Genomic DNA, 21,409 nt, shown 5'->3' with positions numbered 1-21,409 from the left:
GGTTGCGGCGTCTCTTCCGTCACGTTTACCCTGATCGGCAACAGCGACGACGGGCCGAGTCACCGGTTGACGCCCGGGTGGACCGGTTCTGAGCTGCGGGGAAGAGGGCGCGTGCGCCGGTAGACCCCCGCCGGGATGATCTCCGTCAACCGGATCGAGAGGCCGCTCACCCCGAGCGGCGAAGGTGTGGTGGTACCGCGAGGCTTCCCGCTCGCCCGCACCTCCCTGGGGATCGCGTTGCGATTGATCAAGGAGGTCCACACCATGCAACGCATCCTGTCAGCTGAACTCGCCGCGCACGTCGGCGAGCAAGTGACGATCGCCGGCTGGATCCACCGCCGCCGCATGCTCAAGTCGGTCGCCTTCCTCATCCTCCGGGACCGCTCCGGGTTCGCCCAGGTCGTGACGACCTCGGCCGAGCTGGAGGCGCTCAGCGAGGAGACGGTGGTCCGAGTGACCGGCACGGTGACCGCGAACGAGGTCGCCCCCGGCGGAGCCGAACTCACCAGCCCGGCCATCGAGGTCCTCTCGGACCAGGTCGAGGCGCTGCCGGTCGAACTGTTCCGGCCCAGCCTGAACGTGACCCTGCCGACGCTGCTCGACCATGCGCCGCTGACCCTGCGGCACCCGGCCCGGCGTCCGCTGTTCGACCTGCGGGCGGCGGTGGTACGCGGCTTCCGGTCCACCCTCGACGGGCTCGGCTTCACCGAGGTGCACAGCCCGAAGATCGTCGGTATCGCGACCGAGTCCGGCTCCAACGTGTTCGAGCTGGACTACTTCGGGCGCAAGGCGTACCTGGCGCAGTCTCCGCAGCTCTACAAGCAGACGCTGGTCGGAGTCTTCGAGCGGGTGTACGAGATCGGTCAGGCGTTCCGGGCCGAACCCAGCGACACGGCACGTCACCTGGCGGAATACGTGTCCCTCGACGCCGAACTCGGCTTCATCGACAACCAGCGCGACGTCATGGCGGTGCTGCGCGACGTGGTCGCCGGAATGATCGCCGAGGCCAAGGCGGTGCCGTCGGTGGCCGCCGCCGGATTCGACCTGCCGGAGGTCCCGGCGGAGATCCCGATCCTGCACTTCAGCGAGGCGTTGAAGATCGCGGGCGCCCCGGCGGACGAGGAGGACCTGGCCCCCGCGCACGAGCGGGCGATCGGCGAATGGGGCCGGCGCGTACACGGCTCCGACTTCGTCTACGTCGAGGGCTACCCGACGCTGAAGCGGGCCTTCTACACGCATCCGGAACCGGGCCGGGAACCCTACTCGCGGGCGTTCGACCTGATCTTCCGCGGTATCGAGATGGTCTCCGGCAGCCAGCGCCTGCACCGGTACGCCGACTACGTCTCGACGCTGACCGAACGCGGTGCACAGCTCGAACCGTACGAGGCGTTCCTGGAGGTCTTCAAGCTCGGCATGCCGCCGCACGGTGGCTTCGCGATCGGGCTGGAGCGGTTCGTCGCCCAGCTGACCGGGACGGCCAACGTCCGTGAGGTGACCTTCTTCCCGCGCGACCTGCATCGGGTCACGCCCTGACCTGAGCCGCCCTTCCCTGCTGCGGGGCTACTCCTGCGGCAGGCCTACTCCTGCAGCAGGGAAAGGTTGCGCTCGACGATCGGCAGCACCTCGTCGACGGTCACCTCCCGGCCAAGCTCCTGGCTGAGCGAGGTGACCCCGGCGTCGCGGATGCCGCACGCGACGATGCGGTCGTACCAGGTCATGTCGGGGTTGCAGTTGAGCGAGAACCCGTGCTGCGTCACGGATCGGGCCACGCGGATACCGATGGCGGCGATCTTCCGATCCGGGCCGCGGTCGTCCTCGCGTACCCAGACGCCGGAGCGGCCCTTGACCCGCTCGGTCGCCACGCCGAGGTCGGCGCAGACCGCGATGAGCATGCGCTCGACCCGGCGCACATACGCCACCACGTCCATCGCGTGCCCGCCCGGTACCGCGGCCAGCCGCATGATCGGGTAGCCGACGATCTGGCCCGGACCGTGCCAGGTGATCTGGCCGCCGCGGTCGACGTCGATCACCGGCGTGCCGTCGAAGGGGCGCTCCCACGGCTGCGTACGCTTGCCGGCCGTGTAGACCGGGGGATGCTCCAGCAGCAGGACGGTGTCGGGCTGCTCGCCGTCGACCACCCTCTGGTGCAGCTCGCGCTGCACATCCCAGGCGGCCAGGTACTCGATCTCACCAAGCCGCTGGACCGCGATGGCGGACGGGCCGGCGACGGTGGACGGTTCAGTCGTCGTCACGCTCCCAGCGTATGCCGACGCCGACCGAGCGCTAGCCGCTGTGCGGTGGCTCACGCCGCGACACCTGAGGGCCCCGAGCCCCGTTGATCAAGGTTGCAGGGGATTGATCAGGCTGCTCGGGACACGACACGCCGGTTGATCACGACCGAAGGTTCATGATCGCGCGGAAAGGGGGTCAGAGCTGCCAGAGCCAGACGTCGTCGACCCGCTGCGGTTCGCCGAGCAGCCGCTTCATGACCTCGAGCAGGGCAGGCTGGTGCGTCTCCCAGTGCGCGCCCTGGACGTCGTCGGCGAGGACGACCGCCTCCGCGCCCCAGTACTTCAGGTCCGCCCGGAAGCGGGCCCGCTCGGCGTCGGTGATCGGTGGGGCGTACCCGGTCTTGGCGACGTCTTCCAGCAGGGTCTGGGTGTATGTCGGAATCGGGCCGATGCGCCCGGTGCCGTCCGGGCCGCCCGGTCCGAGGAAGAACCCGGCCGGGATGCGGAAGACGGGACCCCGGTCGCCGGCCGACCGGGCCAGCGCGTCGGCCTGCCAGCGCTGCCCGTCCGGGACGAGGTCGTTGGCAATGGGGACCGACACCAGGACGCCGTGGTCGCTCACGTACTGCTCCCACGTGCCGGAACTGATGAAGTGCGGCACCGGCGGCCGATCGCGTACCAGCAGGGGAGTCGGAACGAGCGGCAGCAACGCCGCCACCAGCCCCACCACCCAGACCCACCGCGGCCCCGGCAGGGCCCGCAGGCGGCTCACGAGCAGCGCGAGCAGCGCGCCGACCACGGGTGCGACCACCAGGGCCAGACGCGACGGCAGCGCCGCGTTGAACACCGGCAGCTTGACGAGCAGCGCGGCCGGCATCGGGATCGGGGTCAGCGAACCCCACCAGCGCAACTGCGGGCCGAGGGACAGCACCGCGAAGACCACTCCGGTGACAGCGAGCGCCCGCACGAGCGCGCGGTCGGAGACACGGCGCAGCACCCCGTACGCGACGATGCTGAGCAGCACCAACGGCAGTCCGAAGAAGGAGTTCTCCTCGGTCGGGTTGGGCGCCAGGTTCAGGTTGAGTCCGAGCGCACCGGCCAGCGACCGGACCGGCCACGTCCCGTACGCGGCCAGATCCTCGCTGTGGATCTTGGCGTCGAAGCCGGTCCCGTGATAACCGTAGGGGCCGGCGAAGTGCAGCCACAACGGATACGCGAGCAGCACCCCCGAGACACCGGCCGCGACGGCCAGCCCCTTGAGCACCGGGGTCGCCATCGCCCGGGCCTGCGCCCGGCGGGTGACGGCCCAGGCGGCGACGAAGACCACCCCGGCGAGCGCGGTGAAGAACAGCTGCTCGGCCGCGATGGAGAAGCAGGCCGCGATGAGCAGTCCGAGGATGATCCCGTCCCGGATCCAGCGCCGCCGCTGTCCCAGCCGGACGACCGTGCCGATCATCAGCGGCACCAGCCATTGCGCGGTCCAGTTGAGATGCGCGTTCGCGTGGGAGACCAGGGCCGGGGCGAAGCCGCAGAAGATGCCGCCGACCGCGGCGCCGAGTGCGGTCGAGCCCGGCAGATAGCGGCGGAACAGCCAGAACCAGCAGTACGCCGTCGCAGCGAGGTTCAGCGTCAGGATCACGGTGAAGGCGACGGCCGGGCCGAGCCAGATCGTCACGGGCGCGAAGACCACCGCGTACGCCGTGATCGAGGTGTTGACGGCGAGGTTGACCCCGTCGGGCGCGTTGAGCCAGGTCGTCAGCAACGGGTTCTCCCCGTGTGTGAGCGCGTGTGCGCCGAGGCCCAGCAGCCACTCGAACAGTGCCTGGTCACCGGAGTTGACGTCGATCGCCCGCTGCGTCGGGGCGGCCCAGAGCCCGCCCGTGAGGTAGATCGCCAACGCCAGCGAGATCACGGCGACGGCGAGATCGGCCTTCTTCGACGGCCGCGTCGAAGCTGGGGGCGGTGCCATAGCGGGAGGGTTCTCGACCTGCGTACGCGCCACCGGAGAACTTTAGCAATGCCTGGAGTGTCGCCCTCGACAGGCTAAATGAAAACGACTACCACTATCAGTATGAAGACGGCATTCGTCGGCAAGGGCGGGTCGGGCAAGACCACGCTGGCCGCACTTTTCTCCCGGCACCTGGCCCACGGCGGCAGTCCGCTGCTGGCCGTGGACGCCGACATCAACCAGCATCTGGCGGCCGCCCTCGGGGCTGCAGAGGACGAGGCGGTCATGCTGCCCGCCCTGGGCGACCAGCTCCCGGCGATCAAGGAGTACCTGCGCGGAACGAATCCGCGGATCTCCTCGGCGGCGGCGATGGTGAAGACGACACCGCCCGGGTCGGGTTCCCGGCTGATCACGGTCACCGGCGACAACCCGATCTACGACGCGGCCGTCCGCGAAGTCGGCGGCGTACGCCTGGCGGTCACCGGCCCGTTCGCCACCGAAGACCTCGGCGTCGCCTGCTACCACTCCAAGGTCGGCGCGGTCGAACTGCTCCTGAACCACCTGGTCGACGGCCCGGGGGAGTACGTCGTGGTGGACATGACGGCCGGCGCGGACAGCTTCGCCTCCGGGCTGTTCACCCGGTTCGACGCCACCTTCCTCGTCTGCGAGCCGACCGTCCGCAGCGTCGGCGTCTACCGGCAATACGTCGGCTACGCCCGGGACTTCGGCGTACGCGTGCACGTGGTCGGCAACAAGGTCGACGACGACTCCGACGTGGACTTCCTTCGGGAGCACGTCGGAGACGACCTGCTGACCTGGTTCGGGCGATCGGCGTATGTGAAGGCGGCCGAACGCGGCGTCGCCCGGCCGCTCGCCGAACTGGAGCCGGCCAACGCCGCCGCGCTGGACCGGCTGCGAACCACCCTCGACGGCTGCGTGCAGGACTGGGCGCGCTACACCGCCCAAGCCGTCGAGTTCCACCTGCGCAACGCCCAGGCCTGGGGCAACGCCAAGACCGGCGAAGACCTCGGCGCGCAGGTCGACCCCACCTTCGTGCTCGGGCCACCGGTGCTCGAGCCGTTCGGAAAGGAAGTACGCAATGTCCCTTGATGTGCCTACCGCGCTGCTGGAGCGGGCGGAGGCCGGCCAGGTCGACGACGCCGAGTTCGTCGACTGCGTCCGCCAGTCCCTCCCGTACGCCTGGTCCGTGGTGAGCGCCGCCGCCGGGGACCTCGCGCTGAACCCGGCCGCCGAGTTCGGCCAGCACGAGGTCCCGCCGCCGAGCGAGGCCGAACGCGGTCAGCTGCTGCGGGCACTGGCCAGCGACGCGATCCGGGGTGGTCTCGACCGCCACTTCGGCGTGAAATTCGCCTTCCAGAACTGCCACCGGGTGGCGGCGTTCCGGCCCTCGGCCGTCGGCGGCGCGACCTACCAGGCGTTCGTCTCGCCGCGCGGCCAACTGCTGAACCAGTCGCCCGAACTGCGCGACTGCTGACCGTCCGCCGTTCAGCTGCAGATCAGAGATACGCAGCCTTCCCGACGCTTCGAAAGCATGCGTATCCCTGATCTGCATCCACGACGGGCACGGTCAAAACGGCGGCCTGCGTCCGAGGCGGCCCCGCCGGGGAGCGGCAGGCCCACCTCGGCCGGTTCAGCTGAGGACGGTGGCGAACTCGGCCTTGACGATGCCGCCGACGATCGCGCACCAGGTGTCGACGTCGATCTTGCCGTTGTCGTCGAGGCCGTGCAGGACCTGCATCTCCTTGATCGCCATCTTGGTGTTCCAGTCGTAGACGCCGGTGACGTCCACGGTGTACCCCTTGTTCTTCAGCACGAACTGGGCGCCCGCGAGGTGCTCGCCGGAATCATGCTTGCCGATCCCGGCCGCGAGGGTCTCCCAGGTCGGGTCGGACATCGTGCCGTCGCTCTCCACCGTGATGCCGTGCTTGCCCTGCCAGTCCTGGATCGCGGCGAGCAGACCGGCGTCGAAGGTGCCGGTGGTGGTGAGGTTGGTGTACCCCTGGTTGCGCAGCAGGTACTTGGCCGCCACCACGGTCTGGCCGGCCGAGCTGGTGAAGATGTCCGGCCAGGTCCGGTCCGGCACCTCCGACAGCGGCGTGCCGATCGCCACCGCGACCCGGCGGCGCAGCTCGGGGAAGAGCCGGTAGAACGCGATGCCGGGGCACTGCGTGCTGTTCCAGTCCCAGTGGCCGAACATGTTGTGCGCGTGGATCTTGTACTGGGTGCAGATCGCCGAGGACAGCTTCACCAGCGAGTCGAGGAGCGCCTGCGGCGGCGTCTCGGTGATGTAGGTGCCCTCGTTCTCGATGCCGATGCTCTGCGTGTTCTCGCCTACGCAGTGCGCCGACTGCACCTGGGCCAGCCCCGACTTCAGGCCCTCGAAGCTGCGGTGGCGACCTTCGAGGACGTACCCGCCGCGGCTGATGGTGAAGTGCTGACCGGTGTCGGCCCAGCCGTTGCCGTCCATGTGCAGGTCCTGGCAGCGGTGCGCCAGGGCGATGGCCTGCTCGCGGGAATAGTCGGTGACGTTCGGGAACGCCATGTGGTGGATGACGATCTTCCGGGTGGTGCCGGTACGCATGACGAGCGCGCTCGACGGCGGCCGGGCACCCCACTCATCGCAGTCGATGATGAAGTCGAGCGAGGCGTCGTCCGCGTACGCCGCGGTCGTCGCGGTGAGCGGGAGCAGCGCGCCCGCGCCCGCGACCAGGCCGCCCTTGAACAAGGAACGGCGGCTGGGGGTGAGTGCCATGAACGTTTCCTTCGGGGGAGGGGGATCTCGTGAATGTTTCACGAGAATGGCCAAGCCGCAGAATATTCTTAACGGCTCGGTGGCGCCAGACCCCGAGTGGATCAATCGCGCAGCGCCGCGACCAGCCCTTCGCGGACCGTCCGGTGCTGGAAGTCGAAACCGGTACGCTCCAACGCCGCCGGCACGAGCCGAATGCTCTTGAACGCCTCGTTCGCGAACTCACCGATCAGGAGGCGTACGCCGAACTCCGGGATCGGCATGATCGTCGGCCGGTGCAGCAGCCCACCGAGCGCCTCGGTGAACTCCGCGTTGGTGGCCGCCTCCGGCCCGGCCATGTTCACCGGCCCGGTCAGCTCCTCGGTCGCGATGACGTGCCCGACCGCACGCAGCCAGTCCGCCCGCGACACCCACGGCAGCCACTGCCGGCCACTGCCCAGCTTGCCGCCGACCCCGAGCTTGAACGCGAGCAACAGCGGCTTGAGCAGCCCGCCGCTGCGATGCAACGGCAGCCCCGTCCGCAGGATCGCCACCCGGGCCGGAGCGGCCGCCATCGCCGCACCTTCCCAGTCCACGCTGAGATCGGCGAGGAAGTCACCGGTGACGGTGGGCGACCCGTCGGTCAACACCTCGTCGCCGCGATCCCCGTACGCCGCCACGCCGGAGGCGTTCACCAACAGCGGGACGCCCTGCTCCCGGACCGCCGTGGCGAGCGTGGCCGTCGGCACCACCCGGCTGCTGTAGATCAGATCCTTGTACGCCTTCGTCCACCGGTGATCGCCGACCCCGGCCCCGCACAGGTTCACCACCACGTCCGTCCCGTCGGGCAGGCGTACCGGACGGGTGGGCTCCCAACGCACCTGGCCCGGACGGGTGGGCTCGCGGCGTACCAGCTGAGTGACCTGATGACCCGCGGACCGCAAGTGCGCGACCAGCGGCTGACCCAGGAAGCCCGAGGCCCCCGCGACGACGATCCTCATGAGACCAAGCTATAGAAAAGCCCCCGGCCATGTGGGCCGGGGGCTGATCGAGCGACGGTCTACAGACCGAGGTCCGACTCGAAGTTGCCCGCCTCCAGGCGCTCCTTGACCGTGGTCAGGTAGCGGGCCGCGTCGGCGCCGTCCACCAGCCGGTGGTCGTAGGAGAGGGCCAGGTAGACCATGTAGCGCGGGACGATCAGCTCGCCCAGGTCCGGGTCGTCCACGACGACCGCCCGCTTGACCACCGAACCGGTGCCGAGGATCGCGACCTGCGGCTGGTTGATGATCGGCGTGTCGAACAGCGCGCCCCGGCTGCCGGTGTTGGTCAGCGTGAACGTGCCGCCCGAGATCTCGTCCGGGGTGAGCTTCTTGTTCCGGGTGCGCTCGGCGATGTCGGCGATGCGCTTGGAGAGCCCGGCCAGGTTGAGATCACCGGCGTTGTGGATCACCGGGACCATCAGGCCGTCCTCGGTGTCGACCGCCATGCCCAGGTGCTCGACGTCGAAGTAGGTGACCGTGCCGGCCTCCACATCGATCTTCGCGTTGACCGACGGGTGCTGGCGCAAGGCCTCCACCGCGGCGAGCGCGAAGAACGGCAGGAAGGACAGCTTGACGCCGTGCCGAGCCAGGAAGTCCTTCTTCGCCTGCTCGCGCAGCTTGGCGACCTTGGTCACGTCGACCTCGACCACCGTGGTGAGCTGCGCCGAGACCTGCAGCGACTCGACCATGCGCTTGGCGATGACCTGACGCATCCGGGTCAGCTTCTCGGTACGCCCCCGCAGCGGGCTCGGCTCGGCCTTCGGCTGTGCCTTGGCCGGAGCGGCCGGAGCGGCCGGAGCGCTCGGCTGGGCGGGCGCGGCCGCCGGGGCCTTCGCCTTCTCCGCCGCGTCGAGCACGTCCTGCTTGCGGATGCGGCCGCCGACGCCGGTGCCGTTCAGGCTGGCCAGGTTGACCCCGTGCTCGGCCGCGAGCTTGCGGACCAGTGGGGTCACATAGCCACCGGCCTCGCCGTTGACCTGCGAACCGGCCGCAGGCTGAGCGGGCTGGGCGTTCGCCGCGGGCTGAGCGGGGGCCGGCGGCTGGGCGTTCGCCGCGGGCTGAGCCGGGGCGGGCTGGGCGGCGGGCTTCGGAGCCTCAGCCGCGGGCTTCGGCGCCTCCGCGGCCGGCTTCGGCGCCTGCGGGGCCTCGGCCGGAGCCGGAGCGGCGGCGGGCGCGGCACCGGCCGCACCGACGACCGCGAGCACCGCGCCGACCGGAGCGGTCTCGTCCTCGGCCACCTTGATCTCCAGCAGCGTCCCGGCGACGGGCGACGGGATCTCGGTGTCGACCTTGTCGGTCGAGACCTCGAGCAGAGGCTCGTCGACCTCGACGGAGTCGCCGACGCTCTTCAGCCACCGGGTGACCGTGCCCTCGGTGACGCTCTCACCGAGCGCCGGGAGGGTCACGTCGGTGCCGCTCTGGCCGGCGGCCGGAGCGGCCGGCTGCGCCGGTTCCGGCTGGGCGGGCGCTGCGGGCTGCGCGGGCGCTTCGGCCTGCTGCGGCGCGGGCGCCTCAGCCTGCTGCGGCTCGGCGGCCGGAGCCGCCGGCTGCTCGGCCGGAGCGGCCCCGTCGTCGGAGATGACGGCGAGAACCGCGCCGACCTCCGCGGTCTCGTCCTCCGCGACCAGGATCTGCGTCACGACACCGGCGCTCGGCGACGGGATCTCCGTGTCCACCTTGTCGGTCGAGACCTCCAGCAGGGGTTCGTCGACCTCGACCCGGTCGCCGACGCTCTTCAGCCACCGGGTGACCGTGCCCTCCGTGACGCTTTCCCCTAGTGCGGGAAGCGTGACCGATACCGGCATGAGTCCAGACTCCTCGTTATTCGATCTTCTCTGTGACGATCGTAGACAGCTCAGTTGTGGGCGTGCAGCGGCTTCCCGGCAAGAGCCAGGTGCGCTTCGCCGAGCGCCTCGTTCTGGCTGGGGTGCGCGTGGATGAGCTGCGCGACCTCGGCCGGGAACGCCTCCCAGTTGACGATGAGGGAAGCCTCGCCGACCTGCTCGCTCATCCGGGCGCCGATCATGTGCACGCCGACCACGGGGCCGTCCTTGACCCGGACCAGCTTCACGAAGCCCTGCGTACCGAGGATCTTGCTCTTGCCGTTGCCCGCGAGGTTGTAGTTGTAGGTCGCGACGTTCTCGGCGCCGTGCTTCTCCTTGGCCTGCGCCTCGGTGATGCCGACGGAGGCGATCTCCGGGTCGCAGTAGGTCGCGCGCGGGATGCCCGACTCGACGATCGCGACCGGGTTCAGGCCCGCGATCTCCTCGGCGACGAAGATGCCCTGGAGGAAGCCGCGGTGGGCCAGCTGCAGGCCGGGGACGATGTCGCCGACCGCGAAGACGTTGGGGAGGTTGGTCCGCAGCCGGTCGTCGGTGAGCACGAACCCGCGCTCCATGCGTACGCCCTGCTCCTCGTAACCGGTGTTGGCGGTCGACGGGCCACGGCCGACGGCGACCAGGAGGACCTCGGCCTCCAGGGTCTCGCCCCCGGCGATGGTGACCTTGACGCCGGAGTCGGTCTTCTCGACCTTCTCGAACGGCTTGCCGGTCTTGAACCCGATGCCGCGCTTGCGGAACGACCGCTCGAGCTGCTTGGAGATGTCCTCGTCCTCGGCGGCGACCAGGCGGGGCAGCGCCTCCACGATGGTCACGTCGGCGCCGAAGGACTTCCAGGCGCTGGCGAACTCGACGCCGATGACGCCGCCGCCGAGCACGATCGCGCTCGCCGGGACGCGGTCCATGGTCAGCGCGTGCTCGCTGGCGATGACCCGCTCGCCGTCCAGCTCCAGGCCGGGCAGCGTCTTCGAGTAGGAACCGGTCGCCAGCACGACATGCCGGCCGGTGTAGCGCCGGCCGTTGACCTCGACGGTGTCGGCCGAGACGAGCTTGCCGGTGCCCTCGACATAGGTCACCTTGGCCGCCTTGACGAGGCCCTGCAGACCCTTGTAGAGGCCGGCGACCACGCCGTCCTTGTACGCGTTCACGCCGCTCATGTCGACGCCGATCAGCTCGGCCTTCACGCCGAAGGCGGCGGCCTCGCGGGTCTGGTCGGCGACCTCACCGGCGTGCAGCAGCGCCTTCGTCGGAATGCATCCGCGGTGCAGGCAGGTGCCGCCCAGCTTGTCCTTTTCGATCAAGGCGACGCTCAAGCCCAGCTGAGCCGCGCGCAATGCGGTCGCGTAACCACCGCTTCCGCCGCCGAGAATCACCACATCGAACGTGTCGCTCACGTCATCTCCCACCGAGTGCAACGCTACCGGCCGGGCGGCCCTTCGTGAGAGCACACCCCACGCCGGTCATCTTGTCACTCGGCGGCCCACCCCGCGCACAGAGGTGCCCAAGGACACGTTACCCCCGCGTACTCTTGAACCCGCTTCGACAACGGATGAGGAGCGTCAGTGGGATGGCTTCGGCGGCTTCTCGACGGCGACCAGACGCCTTCGGGGAGTGTCACCCGGCAACAACCGGTGGATTTGTCGCACCTTGAGTGGTTTGCCCGCAACAAATACGGCGTCGAGGCGTACATCGAGCCCCAGACGACGGTGACTCAGACCACGGTCATCCTCATCGCCCACGATGGAGAGTGGACCCGCCGGCGAGTCGGATCGCCGCAGGTCGCGTGGCGGTGGGGCCGATCACTGAACATCCCGGTCTACGACGTCCACCTCACCGGGTACCCGCAACGGATTCGCGACTACAACGCCCGGCAGCGCCGGACCGCCTGAGCGTGCGTGGTCTTCGCGTTATCCGGGATAACGCGGCCTCACCGACAGCGGGAGAGGACGTTATCCCGGAAAACGCGGCCAAACCGGAGACTGTCAGCCGTTGGCGGCGATGTCGTCCACCACCGACAGCAGCGTACGCAGCGGCACGGCGGTGCCGCCCTTGGTCAGGTAGCCGTTGGTGTCGCCGGAGAACGCCGGGCCGGCGATGTCGATGTGCGCCCAGTCGACCCCCTCGGCGACGAACTCCCGCAGGAAGATCCCGCCCTGCAGCATGTGCCCGGAACGCTCCATGCCGGCGCTGACCTGGAGGATGTCGGCGACCTCGGACTCCATCGTCTTGCGGATGTCGTCGGGCAGTGGCATCGGCCAGGCGGCCTCGCCGACGGCGTCGCCGGCCGCCTTGATCCGGGCGGTCAGCGACTCGGTGCCCATCAGGCCGGAGACCCGCTTGCCGAGGGCCACCACCTGACCGCCGGTCAGCGTCGAGGTCTCCAGCAGGTAGGCCGGCTCCTCCTCGCAGGCGCGGGCGATGGCGTCACCCAGGATCATCCGGCCCTCGGCGTCGGTGTTGAGCACCTCGACGCGCTTGCCGCCGCGCATCGTGACGACGTCACCCGGCCGGTACGCCGACCCGGAGACCATGTTCTCGGCGATCGGCACGTAGGCGGTGACCTGGACGGCCGGGCGCAGGGCGGCGATGGCGACCATCGCGCTCGCGACCGCCGCCGCGCCCGCCATGTCGCTCTTCATCTCCCACATGCCCTGGCCGGGCTTGATGGAGACGCCGCCGGTGTCGAAGGTGATGCCCTTGCCGACCAGCGCCACCTTGACCGGGTCGGCGACCCCCTCCGGCCGGTACGCGATGCGCACGAGCCGGGGCTCGGCGTCCGACCCCTGGCCGACGGCGAGGATGCCGCCGTAACCGCCTTCGATCAGCGCCGCCTCGTCGAGCACCTCGACCTCGAGCCCGGCGTCCTTGGCCGCGGCCGCGATCTGCTCGGCCAGCACCGGCGGGCGGAGCTGGTTGGCCGGCGTGTTCACCCAGTCGCGAGCGCGGTAGACGGCGGCCGCCACGATCGCGGCACGGTCCAGTTCGGCCTGGGCCGCGTCGTCCTTCGCGTCCGGCACCAGCACGGCGATCGAGTCGACCGGGTCCTTGCGGTTGGGCTGCGGCTTCGACTTGTACCCCGCGAACTTGTACGCCCCGAGCTGGGCGCCCTCGACGACGGCGCGCAGCGACGGCATGTGCGAGACCGAGTCGTCGTCGGACAGCGGCAGGGCGAACGCGATGTCGGCCGTCCCGGCCAGGGCACGGGCGGCGTTGCCGGCGGCGCGCCGCAGGGTCTCCGGGGTGGGCGCGGCGCCGGTCGGCTCCGGGCCCAGCCCGACGGCGACCACGATCGGGGCGGTGATGGCGCCCAGCGTGGCCAGCTTGGTGACCTCGCCCGCCGAGCCGGTCGCGCCCAGGAGGCTCAGCGTGGCGCTCAGCCGGCCGTCGAAGGCGGCCGCGACGCTCTGCGCGCCCGAGGCCAGCAGAAGATCCCGGGACTCGGCCTCCTCACCGGGGCTGTGCACCCCGATGACGACGGCGTCCACGGCCAGCTCGGCGGGATCGGTGTCGAACAAGCTCAGTGCGATAGAGGTGGTCACCCGGGTTCTCCGAATCACAGACTGCACTCCCTGCGGCTCGCGCGAGCGCTCCCCGGCAAAGATCCTGACCCTGCGACTCTAACCACATCGGGGGCAGCGGGTAAGTTCGTCCCCATGTCTGACGTGACCAGCGCCGCTCACCAGCCTCTTTTCCGGTCGCCCGCACATGATCGGCACGTGGCGCTGGGCGCCAAGTTCGCCCCCTTCGGGGGCTGGGAGATGCCCCTCGAGTACGCCGGGGGCGGCGTGCTGAAGGAGCACACCGCGGTCCGGGAGGCCGTCGGCGTGTTCGACGTGTCGCACCTGGGCAAGGCCCGGATCACCGGACCGGGCGCCGCGGCCTTCGTCAACGCCTGCCTGACCAACGACCTCGACCGCATCAAGCCGGGCAAGGCGCAGTACACGCTGTGCTGCGACGACCGGACCGGTGGCGTCGTCGACGACATCATCGCGTACCTCTTCGCCGACGATCACGTCTTCCTGATCCCGAACGCGGCGAACACCGCCGAGGTCGTCCGCCGGCTGACCGCCGCCGCGCCGGCCGGGCTGACTGTCACGAACGAGCACCCCGACTACGCCGTCTTCGCCGTCCAGGGACCGAAGTCGGCCGAGCTGCTCGCCGCGCTGGGCCTGCCGACGGACCACGAGTACATGAGCTTCGAGGTGGCCACGCTGAACGTCGGGGACCAGCCCGTCGAACTGACCGTGTGCCGCACCGGATACACCGGCGAGCACGGCTACGAGCTGGTCGTCCCGGCCGGCCGAGCGGCCGAGGTGTGGGACGCCCTCTTCGGTACGCCGATCGAGGCGCGCGCCTGTGGCCTCGCCGCCCGGGACACGCTGCGGACGGAGATGGGCTATCCGCTGCACGGTCAGGACCTGTCGCCGGAGATCAGCCCGGTCGAGGGCCGGGCCGGGTGGGCCGTCGGCTGGCACAAGCCGGCCTTCTGGGGCCGTGAGGTGCTGCTGGCCGAGAAGGAGGCCGGCTCGGTGCGTACGCTCCGGGGCCTGGTCGCGAACGACCGCGGCATCCCGCGCCCGCACATGAGCGTCTACGTCGGCGACGACATCGTCGGCGAGATCACCAGTGGCACCTTCTCGCCGACCCGCAAGGCCGGCATCGCGCTGGCCCTCATCGACACCGCCGCCGGGCTGGTCGAGGGCGACACCGTCGAGGTCGACATCCGGGGTCGCCGGTCCACGATGACCATCACCCGGCCGCCGTTCGTCACCCCGTCCGTCCGCTAGCCGCCACCATCGGGCGCCGCCGTTTCCGTCGGGTGCTGCCGACCGGCTGCCGTTGCGGCTGGATCAGGGTTCCAGGTCGAATCTTGCCCCAAGATTCGACCGAGAACCCTGATCCAGCGCCCAAAGGCAGGGCGCCGAGAGGCAGGGCGCCGAGAGGCAGGGTGCCGAGAGGCAGGGTGCCGAGAGGGTCAGGCGTCCAGGGTGGAGAGGTCCGCAGCCAGGTTCGGCCGGACCCAGTCGAGCACGCGCTGCTCCTCCTCCGGCGGGTACAGCCGGACCGCCAGCTCGACGACGAGGATCAGCCAGAGGTAGACGCGGTAGAGGCACAGCCGCAGCTGTTCCTCGTCGGTCAACGGCCGCCCGAGATACCCGTCGACGACCGCCGCCGCCTCTTCCGGCCCGCAGAACGTGATCAGCGAGACGAGTTCCAGGATCGGGTCGGCGTACAGGGCCCGCTCGCCGTCGATGATGCCCTCGACCGCCCACCCGCCCGGTTCGCGGCGGACGAAGATGTTGCCGTCCCAGAGGTCGAAGTGGACCAACGCCGGCTCGGTCACCACGTCCAGCGCGGCCGCGTGCCGGTCGAACAAGGCCCGCACCTCGCTCACCGGCCGCGTCAGGTCGCGGCCGAACTCCTCCGCGTCGGCCAGGATGTCGGCGATGATCGCCAGGAACGACTCGCGCCAGCTCGCCGATCTGGTACGCCCGTCGCGGCGCGGATATCCGAAGAGCTCTCCGCGTACGCGATGCAGCCGCGCGCTGAGTTCGCCGATGCGCTGCCGGACCTCCCGGATCTCCGCCGCGCTCAGGTCCTTCTTGACCTCGGAGAAGAGCCCGCCGCCGAGGCGTTCCATGATCATGAAGCCGGTGTCGGGATCGGCGTGCCAGAGCCGGGGGAGCGGCACGCCGGCCGCCGCCGCCTTCTCGTAGAACTCGATCTCGGTCCGCATGAGGTCGACCTCGTACCGCAGTTGCCGCAGGGCCGGATCGGGGGCGACCTTGAGCACCACCTGCCGCCCGTCGGCGAGCGTCACCGCGTGCACGGCGGCGTAGAAGCCCTCGGTGAACTCCGAGTGCGTGACGACCTCGGCGTCGGGCCCGAGTCCGGCCCGGATGAACTGCCGGATGTCGTCCGGCGTCAGCTTGCGCTTCGTGACGCTCTCCATGGCGGACATCATCGACTGAGAGCGCTCCCAGCGGCAACCCCCGTCTCGTCCCGGGTCTTGAGATCATTAGGGTCGCCGGTATGACGGTGACGTACGAGCAGCTCAAGCAGTGGGTTCTCGACCTGCCCGGCGGAGCGGAGGTCATGGTGGCCGAATGGGGCCACCCGACGCTCCGGGTCAACGGCAAGATGTTCGCCTCCGGGGCTCCGGACAGCCCGCACTGCACCGTCAAGGCGAGCAAGGACGAGCAGGAGCAGCTGCTCGCCACCCAACCCGACGTGTACGCCGTCGCCGCCTACGTGGGCCGGTTCGGCTGGGTCCGGGTGGACCTGGCGAAGGCCGACCCCGACGAACTGCACGACCTCGTCGTCGAGGCGTGGCGGCGTACTGCGCCGAAGAAGCTGGTCCAGCAGTACGACCAGGCGCGATGACGGCTCGTCGTCCGGTGCTCGTCGGCATCGGCCTGCTCGCCGGGGTGATGTCCGCGTTGTTCGGCGTCGGCGGCGGTGCGGTCGTCGTGCCCGCCCTGGTCGCCTGGTGCGGCCGGGATCAGCGGCAGGCGGTCGCCACCTCGTTCCTCGCGATCGGCCCGCTGTCGCTCGCCGCCATGATCGGGTACGCCCTCCACGGCGAGGTCGACGTCGTGGTGGCGCTCCCGTTGATCGCCGGTTCACTGATCGGGGCGTGGATCGGCACTCACCTGCTCACGAAGTTGCCGCTCGGCGTACTGCGGTGGATCTTCGCGGTCTTCGCCTTCGGCATCGCCATCCGCATGGCGTTCGGCACCGCCGAGCCGACCGGGGCGGTGGATCACGGCTGGCGGCTGGTGTGGCTGATCCCGGCGGCGGTCGCGATCGGCGTCCTCGCCGCGTTGACCGGCGTCGGCGGCGGGGCGGCCATGGTGCCGCTCATGCAGCTCGGCTACGGCCTCTCCGCGGTCCTGGCCAAGGGCACGTCGCTGCTCGTGATCCTGCCGACCTCGGCCCTCGGCAGCTGGCGCAACCTCCGCAACGGGCTGGGCTCGGTGCCCGAGGCGCTGTGGATCGGCTGCTCCGGGATGCTCGCCGCGCTCGCCACCGCTCAGCTGTCCGTACGCCTGCCGCAGTCGGTGGCGGACCGCCTCTTCGCCGGTTTCCTCGTCTTCGTCGCACTCCGCACCGTCTGGCCGCGCCGCGCCTGAGCGACCTGCGTCAGGTCGTCCGGAGTGCGGCGGGCGGCAGGAGTCCGCAGCGCCGGGCGGCGGCCCGCACCCGCGCACTGATGACGCGCTGCTGGTCCTGACTCAAGTACGCCCGCGACCCGTACAGCGATCGGTAGCGGGGCAGCAGATGCGGGTGGTTGCGGGCGAGCCAGGCGGCATACCACTCCTTGGCCCCCGTACGCAGATGCAGTGGGATCGGCATCACCCCGGCCGCGCCCGCGGCCGCGATCGCCTCGACGGTGGTGGCGATGGACTCCTCGGTGTCGGTCAGCCCCGGCAGGATCGGCGCCATGAGCACGTTGACCTCGAAACCGGCGTCGGACAGCCGGCGCACCACGTCGAGGCGGCGCTGCGGGCTGGGCGTTCCGGGTTCGACCGAGCGCCACAGCGTCTCGTCGAGGAAGCCGATGGAGAGGGCGAGCCGGACCGAGGTCACCTCGGCGGCCTGCTTGAGCAGGTCGACGTCGCGCAGGATCAGCGTGCCCTTGGTCAGGATGGAGAACGGGTTCGCGAAGTCGCGCAACGCGGCCAGGATCTCCCGCATGAGCCCGTAGCGGCCCTCGGCCCGCTGATAACAGTCCACATTGGTGCCCATGGCGATCGGCGCTCCGGTCCAGGAGGGCCGGGCCAGTTCGCGGCGCAGCACCTGACCGGCGTTGACCTTGACGATCACCTTGCTGTCGAAGTCCTGCCCCGAGTCGAGGTCGAGGTAGGTGTGCGTGTTGCGGGCGAAGCAGTTGTGGCTGACCACGCCGTTGGCGATGAAGTCGCCGGAGCCGGTCGTGATGTCGAACAGGTTCTGGCGCTTCTCCAGCGGTTCCACGTGCACGACGTCCAGGGTCGATGCCGCGCCCACGTACGCACCCTCCAGCGGGCCGCTCGGCGGGGTCTGGCCGAACCCGGCCAGCCGGTCGCCCTCGGCCACATGCCGCCAGCCATTGGTGGTCAGGAACCGGTGGTCGCCGCTCGCCACGAGCTGGGTGCCGTCGGCCAGGGTCACCCGGAACGCCGGCTTGTAGGTGATCCAGTGGTCGAGCACCTCGGTCACCGCATAACGGCGGCGCGAGCCGAACCGGACCGTGCCGTAGATCTTGTCCCCGACCCGCAGCTCGGCCAGCGGGCGGGTGTGGCCGTCGGCCATCAGGATCTGGGTGTCGCCGCCGAGGCAGTAGACGCAGGCGTGCGAGCAGCCGCGATAGGGGTTGACCGTCCACTCGAACGGGACCTGGGACTGACTGGGCACTCGGTTGAGGAGCGACTTGGCGTTGATCTCGTAGAACGTCATCCCGGCGAAGCCCGGCGTGTCGAACGTCCGTGCTATGGCACCGGGGATGTCGAACAATCCCGGCTGCGTCGGCGGCAGGGGTGGGGTCGCCGACGCAGCCGGGAAGTCAGTGGGGGGTACAGCTGAAGAAGCAGCTTGGCCGAGCCATCGCATACGTCGATTAGAACACGTGTTCTAGGAGAGGGTCAAGCCGATCAGCACCAGCGTCACCACCAGCTCAGTGGCCGCGCCCAACACGTCTCCGGTGATGCCGCCCAGTCGGCGTACCAGATGGCGAAGCAGCAGGAGCGGCGCGAACAGGGCGAGGGCGACGACAGCCGGCCCCTGCCACGGGCGGCCCGGCACCGCGGGAATCGCCAGCGCCGCCACGGCGAGCGCGGTGAGCAGCGCGACCACCCGGGGGACCGAGCCCGCGACGAAGGCGCCGAGCCCGTCGGGCCGCGCGGACGGGATGCCCCGCGCGCAGGCCAGGGTGATCGCGCAGCGGCCGGCCGCGAACGCCGCGACCACGGCCCAGAACGGCGCCTCGGCCAGGGTCAGCGTCTGGAGCAGCAGGACCAGCACCAACGCGACGACGCCGAACGGCCCGACCTCGGGCGACTTCATGATCCGCAGCGCCCGCTCCCGGTCGCCATAGGACCCCAGAGCGTCCACCGTGTCCGCGAGGCCGTCCAGGTGCAGCCCCCGGGTCAGGAGCGCGGCCAGGCCGACGGTGAGCGCCCCGGCGATCGGCGCGGCGGTGACCTCGCGCAGACCCACGAGCACCGCGCCCAGCACCGCCCCGAGCGCCGCGCCCAGCCAAGGCGCCAGCGCCATCGCCCGCCCGGCCGCGCGCCGGTCCAGGACACCGGTCGCCGGGGAGGGCTTGCCCGAGCCGCCAGAAGCGCGGTCAGGCACCGGCACCACGGTGAACGTGGTCACCGCCAGACGCAGCGCGTCACGCCAGGCCGTCGGCGGCATCCAGGTCCGCCTTTTCTTTCTCTTCCTCGACTGGTACGCCGTCAGCGGTCGCTGACCGCACTTCTGGCGGCTCGGTCAAGCCCTCCCCGGCGACGGCGACGCGCCCGGTAGCGGGTGCGCCGGCGATCATCGCGGTCTGGGCGAGGCTGATCGCCGACTGGATGAGCGGCAGCGCCGCGAGCGCCGACGCCCCCTCGCCGAGGCCCAGCCGCAGGTCGAGGAAGGGTTCGAGGCCGAGGACGTCGGCGCCCTGCAGCGTCGCGGGATCGCCGCCCGCGTCGGGCAGCAGACACCAGTGCCGCACCTGTCCGGCGAGATCCCGGGCGAGCAGCGCGGACGCGATCCCGACCGGGCCGTCCATCAAAACCGGCGTACGCCGGGCGGTGGCGCCGAGCAGGATGCCGACCGCGATGGCGAAGTCGACGCCGCCGATCCGGGCCAGCAGCATCTTCGGGGAGAACGAGTCCTCCCGCAGTCGGTTCAGCGCGTCCCGGGCGGCAGCACACCGCCGCATCCAGGAGTTGTCGTCTACACTGCCGTCGGCGCTGACCCGGCGGCCAAGCAGGGCGGCCAGTTCGGCCGAGGTCATCGCGGAGATGAGCGTCGCCGCGACGGTGTCGGCACCCGCTCCGCAGGAGCCGAGCACGATGAGGTCGACTCCAGCGTCCACCGCCTCCTCGGCCAGCCGCCAGCCGTGGCGCAGCCCGGCCTCCACCGCCTCCGGGGTCGCGGCGTCGACCCACTCGATGTCGCCCGCCGTCGCCGCGTCGACGACCTGAATCGTCGCCCCCGTACGCGCGGCCAGCAGCCCGATCGGACCGGCTCCGGCGCGCGCCTGCGCCGCCCAGTGCGCCGAGTCGCCGGGGTCCACGCCGGCCGCGATATTGCCCTCGTGGTCGGCGTACAGAAGCATCATGCGCACCGAACGCCACGGGTGCGGCGTCGCCGCCCGCTGCGTCGCCGCGGCGAACCGGATCGGCTTGGCCAGCTTGCCGAAGCCCGAGCCGGGCAGGTCCAGCGCGGAAAGGCGCGCCTTGGCGTCCCGCTCGGCCTCCTCGTCCGGCAGCGGCAGCTCCATGTTGGCCTGGATGACCAGCCCCGTCGCGATCATCGGGAGGGTCATCGTCGGCTCGGTGAGCGCGCCCCCGGCGGTGTCCGGCTCGGCGACCGGCGTGATGACCTCAGGGACGTCCATCTCGACGGCCTGCGCGGGCTGTGAGGTGATCACCGGCCGGGCCGGCGCGGTCTCCTCCACCGGGCCGCCCTGCGGTTTCAGCCAGGTCGGCTGCCCGGCGATGACCAGCGCGACCCGCTCGGTCGCGTCGGCGACGATCTGGTTGATCTCCCCGACCAGGTCGGCGAAGTCGGCGCCGGACTCCGTGGCGGGGACGAGGCTGAGCCCGACCTCCGGGCTGACGAGCACGACCTGAGCCGGACAGGCCGCCACCGAGCGCCCGAGCGCGTCGATCCGTTCCCGGCGCTCCTCCTTCGACAGCGGCAACAGCCGGGCGGCCCAGCCGCCGAGGTCGTCGACCAGCAGCACCTCACCCGCTTCCGCCGTACGCAGCGCGACCAGCAGATCGGTCGGATCGTCGATCTCCTCGACGGTCCACTCGGCCGGCCGGCGGGCGCGGTGCGCCTCGATGCGCTGCTGCCACGCCTCGTCGGCGGGATCGGTCTGCGCGGTCGCCACATAGCGGACCGCACCGCCGGACGCGGCCTCGGTCGCGAGAGCCTCGGCGAAGTCCGACTTCCCGGAGCGGATGCCACCGAGCACCAGCGCGGCCGGCCACGCCGGGGAGTGCTTGCGCGAGCCGCCAGGAGTGCGGTCAGCTTCTTGTGCCATGGCACGTAATCTAGTGGCTTGTTGGTCTTGCCCGCAGCGAGGGAGGCACGGCGATGGCGTGGACATGGCGGTACGAGGACGCGGACGGCCAGCCGGTCGAACATCCGGCCGAATCGTTCGGCGGGCAGGCCGACGCCGAATCGTGGCTGGGTCAGACCTGGAAAGAGGCGGTCGCGGCAGGCGCGGCGACCGCGGTCCTCGTCGAGGACGACCGGATCGAGTACCGGATGAGCCTGCTCTCCCCGTAGTCCTTCAGGGCTGGATCAGGGTTCTCGGTCGAATCTTGATTGAAAATTAGAACCACAAACCAGATGACACCAGGGCGGATTGGGGCGGGGCCCGGGGCTGGGGGAGGGGC

19 protein-coding genes are annotated in these 21,409 nt (G+C 70.7%); 8 read left to right on the top strand and 11 right to left on the bottom strand.

The window, feature by feature from the left end:
- The first annotated feature begins 264 nt into the window (after positions 1-264).
- A complete protein-coding gene (gene aspS / locus AB0H43_RS24115) occupies positions 265-1,533 on the top strand; it encodes an aspartate--tRNA(Asn) ligase (RefSeq protein ID WP_360003133.1) in 1,269 nt (422 codons plus the stop codon).
- 44 nt (positions 1,534-1,577) lie between these two features.
- Here the strand turns inward: aspS and lipB are convergent, their stop codons facing one another.
- Together lipB and AB0H43_RS24105 are read right to left on the bottom strand one after the other, a co-directional pair.
- Positions 1,578-2,252: a lipoyl(octanoyl) transferase LipB gene (gene lipB / locus AB0H43_RS24110; RefSeq protein WP_360002566.1), complete on the bottom strand. Its 675-nt coding sequence runs from the start codon at positions 2,250-2,252 to the stop codon at positions 1,578-1,580.
- 175 nt (positions 2,253-2,427) lie between these two features.
- Complete coding sequence (locus AB0H43_RS24105) at positions 2,428-4,200, bottom strand: DUF2079 domain-containing protein (RefSeq protein ID WP_360002564.1); 1,773 nt, start codon at positions 4,198-4,200, stop codon at positions 2,428-2,430.
- Positions 4,201-4,302: 102 nt separating this feature from the next.
- On the opposite strand from AB0H43_RS24105, the gene AB0H43_RS24100 reads away from it, so the two are divergent.
- Positions 4,303-5,289, top strand: a complete 987-nt coding sequence (locus tag AB0H43_RS24100) for an ATP-binding protein (RefSeq protein ID WP_360002562.1) — start codon at positions 4,303-4,305, stop codon at positions 5,287-5,289.
- Positions 5,279-5,674 (top strand): SCO5389 family protein, encoded by a 396-nt coding sequence (locus AB0H43_RS24095; protein WP_360002560.1) that lies wholly within the window; start codon positions 5,279-5,281, stop codon positions 5,672-5,674. Before AB0H43_RS24100 ends, AB0H43_RS24095 begins: the two co-directional genes overlap by 11 nt.
- Positions 5,675-5,830: 156 nt before the next feature.
- On the opposite strand, the gene AB0H43_RS24090 is transcribed toward AB0H43_RS24095, so the two are convergent.
- From AB0H43_RS24090 to lpdA, 4 genes are all read right to left on the bottom strand, one after another.
- Entirely contained in the window at positions 5,831-6,952 is a 1,122-nt protein-coding gene (locus AB0H43_RS24090) for an N-acetylmuramoyl-L-alanine amidase (RefSeq protein WP_360002558.1), read from the bottom strand.
- A gap of 101 nt (positions 6,953-7,053) precedes the next feature.
- On the bottom strand, positions 7,054-7,929 hold the full coding sequence (locus AB0H43_RS24085; protein WP_360002556.1) for a TIGR01777 family oxidoreductase: 876 nt from the start codon (positions 7,927-7,929) through the stop codon (positions 7,054-7,056).
- A 59-nt stretch (positions 7,930-7,988) separates the two neighbouring features.
- The gene (gene sucB, locus AB0H43_RS24080) at positions 7,989-9,773 is read right to left on the bottom strand and encodes a 2-oxoglutarate dehydrogenase, E2 component, dihydrolipoamide succinyltransferase (RefSeq protein WP_360002554.1); all 1,785 of its coding nucleotides are present in this window, start codon (positions 9,771-9,773) and stop codon (positions 7,989-7,991) included.
- A gap of 50 nt (positions 9,774-9,823) precedes the next feature.
- Complete coding sequence (lpdA, locus tag AB0H43_RS24075; protein ID WP_360002552.1) at positions 9,824-11,200, bottom strand: dihydrolipoyl dehydrogenase; 1,377 nt, start codon at positions 11,198-11,200, stop codon at positions 9,824-9,826.
- 237 nt (positions 11,201-11,437) lie between these two features.
- Between lpdA and AB0H43_RS24070 the strand changes: the two genes are divergently transcribed.
- Positions 11,438-11,695: a hypothetical protein gene (locus tag AB0H43_RS24070; protein ID WP_360003131.1), complete on the top strand. Its 258-nt coding sequence runs from the start codon at positions 11,438-11,440 to the stop codon at positions 11,693-11,695.
- A 93-nt stretch (positions 11,696-11,788) separates the two neighbouring features.
- On the opposite strand, the gene AB0H43_RS24065 is transcribed toward AB0H43_RS24070, so the two are convergent.
- Positions 11,789-13,345, bottom strand: coding sequence for a leucyl aminopeptidase (locus AB0H43_RS24065; RefSeq protein WP_360002550.1), 1,557 nt, complete (start codon positions 13,343-13,345; stop codon positions 11,789-11,791).
- A 114-nt stretch (positions 13,346-13,459) separates the two neighbouring features.
- On the opposite strand from AB0H43_RS24065, the gene gcvT reads away from it, so the two are divergent.
- Positions 13,460-14,593 carry a glycine cleavage system aminomethyltransferase GcvT gene (gene gcvT, locus AB0H43_RS24060; RefSeq protein ID WP_360002547.1) on the top strand — a complete coding sequence of 378 codons (1,134 nt, stop codon included), beginning with the start codon at positions 13,460-13,462 and terminating at the stop codon, positions 14,591-14,593.
- Positions 14,594-14,781: 188 nt separating this feature from the next.
- Here the strand turns inward: gcvT and AB0H43_RS24055 are convergent, their stop codons facing one another.
- The gene (locus AB0H43_RS24055; protein ID WP_360002545.1) at positions 14,782-15,759 is read right to left on the bottom strand and encodes an aminoglycoside phosphotransferase family protein; all 978 of its coding nucleotides are present in this window, start codon (positions 15,757-15,759) and stop codon (positions 14,782-14,784) included.
- An 80-nt stretch (positions 15,760-15,839) separates the two neighbouring features.
- Here AB0H43_RS24055 and AB0H43_RS24050 point away from each other — a divergent pair, with 80 nt between their 5' ends.
- Both AB0H43_RS24050 and AB0H43_RS24045 read left to right on the top strand, forming a co-directional pair.
- Positions 15,840-16,190 (top strand): MmcQ/YjbR family DNA-binding protein, encoded by a 351-nt coding sequence (locus AB0H43_RS24050; protein ID WP_360002544.1) that lies wholly within the window; start codon positions 15,840-15,842, stop codon positions 16,188-16,190.
- Complete coding sequence (locus AB0H43_RS24045; RefSeq protein ID WP_360002542.1) at positions 16,187-16,939, top strand: sulfite exporter TauE/SafE family protein; 753 nt, start codon at positions 16,187-16,189, stop codon at positions 16,937-16,939. Before AB0H43_RS24050 ends, AB0H43_RS24045 begins: the two co-directional genes overlap by 4 nt.
- Positions 16,940-16,949: 10 nt before the next feature.
- Here the strand turns inward: AB0H43_RS24045 and AB0H43_RS24040 are convergent, their stop codons facing one another.
- The 3 genes from AB0H43_RS24040 to AB0H43_RS24030 are packed head-to-tail and all read right to left on the bottom strand — an operon-like array spanning position 16,950 to position 21,051.
- Positions 16,950-18,398, bottom strand: a complete 1,449-nt coding sequence (locus AB0H43_RS24040; protein WP_360002540.1) for an Rv2578c family radical SAM protein — start codon at positions 18,396-18,398, stop codon at positions 16,950-16,952.
- A 21-nt stretch (positions 18,399-18,419) separates the two neighbouring features.
- Entirely contained in the window at positions 18,420-19,205 is a 786-nt protein-coding gene (locus AB0H43_RS24035) for an adenosylcobinamide-GDP ribazoletransferase (protein WP_360002538.1), read from the bottom strand.
- Complete coding sequence (locus tag AB0H43_RS24030) at positions 19,183-21,051, bottom strand: bifunctional adenosylcobinamide kinase/adenosylcobinamide-phosphate guanylyltransferase (RefSeq protein WP_360002536.1); 1,869 nt, start codon at positions 21,049-21,051, stop codon at positions 19,183-19,185. Before AB0H43_RS24030 ends, AB0H43_RS24035 begins: the two co-directional genes overlap by 23 nt.
- 53 nt (positions 21,052-21,104) lie before the next feature.
- Here AB0H43_RS24030 and AB0H43_RS24025 point away from each other — a divergent pair, with 53 nt between their 5' ends.
- Positions 21,105-21,299, top strand: coding sequence for a hypothetical protein (locus tag AB0H43_RS24025; protein ID WP_360002535.1), 195 nt, complete (start codon positions 21,105-21,107; stop codon positions 21,297-21,299).
- Positions 21,300-21,409: the final 110 nt, after the last annotated feature.

The sequence above is a fragment of the Hamadaea sp. NPDC050747 genome (genome assembly GCF_040654195.1).
In the GTDB taxonomy this organism is placed as follows: Bacteria; Actinomycetota; Actinomycetes; order Mycobacteriales; family Micromonosporaceae; genus Hamadaea.
Note: the sequence above shows the minus strand (reverse complement) of the source record. Positions and strands in the feature narration are given on the sequence as shown.

Bases quoted from the DNA above. Each gene is read 5' to 3' on its own strand.
- aspS (WP_360003133.1), top strand. From the start codon at position 265: ATGCAACGCATCCTGTCAGCTGAACTCGCCGCGCACGTCGGCGAGCAA.
- AB0H43_RS24105 (WP_360002564.1), bottom strand. From the start codon at position 4,200: ATGGCACCGCCCCCAGCTTCGACGCGGCCGTCGAAGAAGGCCGATCTC.
- AB0H43_RS24100 (WP_360002562.1), top strand. From the start codon at position 4,303: ATGAAGACGGCATTCGTCGGCAAGGGCGGGTCGGGCAAGACCACGCTG.
- AB0H43_RS24095 (WP_360002560.1), top strand. From the start codon at position 5,279: ATGTCCCTTGATGTGCCTACCGCGCTGCTGGAGCGGGCGGAGGCCGGC.
- AB0H43_RS24090 (WP_360002558.1), bottom strand. From the start codon at position 6,952: ATGGCACTCACCCCCAGCCGCCGTTCCTTGTTCAAGGGCGGCCTGGTC.
- AB0H43_RS24085 (WP_360002556.1), bottom strand. From the start codon at position 7,929: ATGAGGATCGTCGTCGCGGGGGCCTCGGGCTTCCTGGGTCAGCCGCTG.
- sucB (WP_360002554.1), bottom strand. From the start codon at position 9,773: ATGCCGGTATCGGTCACGCTTCCCGCACTAGGGGAAAGCGTCACGGAG.
- gcvT (WP_360002547.1), top strand. From the start codon at position 13,460: ATGTCTGACGTGACCAGCGCCGCTCACCAGCCTCTTTTCCGGTCGCCC.
- AB0H43_RS24055 (WP_360002545.1), bottom strand. From the start codon at position 15,759: ATGGAGAGCGTCACGAAGCGCAAGCTGACGCCGGACGACATCCGGCAG.
- AB0H43_RS24050 (WP_360002544.1), top strand. From the start codon at position 15,840: ATGACGGTGACGTACGAGCAGCTCAAGCAGTGGGTTCTCGACCTGCCC.
- AB0H43_RS24045 (WP_360002542.1), top strand. From the start codon at position 16,187: ATGACGGCTCGTCGTCCGGTGCTCGTCGGCATCGGCCTGCTCGCCGGG.
- AB0H43_RS24040 (WP_360002540.1), bottom strand. From the start codon at position 18,398: ATGCGATGGCTCGGCCAAGCTGCTTCTTCAGCTGTACCCCCCACTGAC.
- AB0H43_RS24035 (WP_360002538.1), bottom strand. From the start codon at position 19,205: ATGCCGCCGACGGCCTGGCGTGACGCGCTGCGTCTGGCGGTGACCACG.
- AB0H43_RS24030 (WP_360002536.1), bottom strand. From the start codon at position 21,051: ATGGCACAAGAAGCTGACCGCACTCCTGGCGGCTCGCGCAAGCACTCC.
- AB0H43_RS24025 (WP_360002535.1), top strand. From the start codon at position 21,105: ATGGCGTGGACATGGCGGTACGAGGACGCGGACGGCCAGCCGGTCGAA.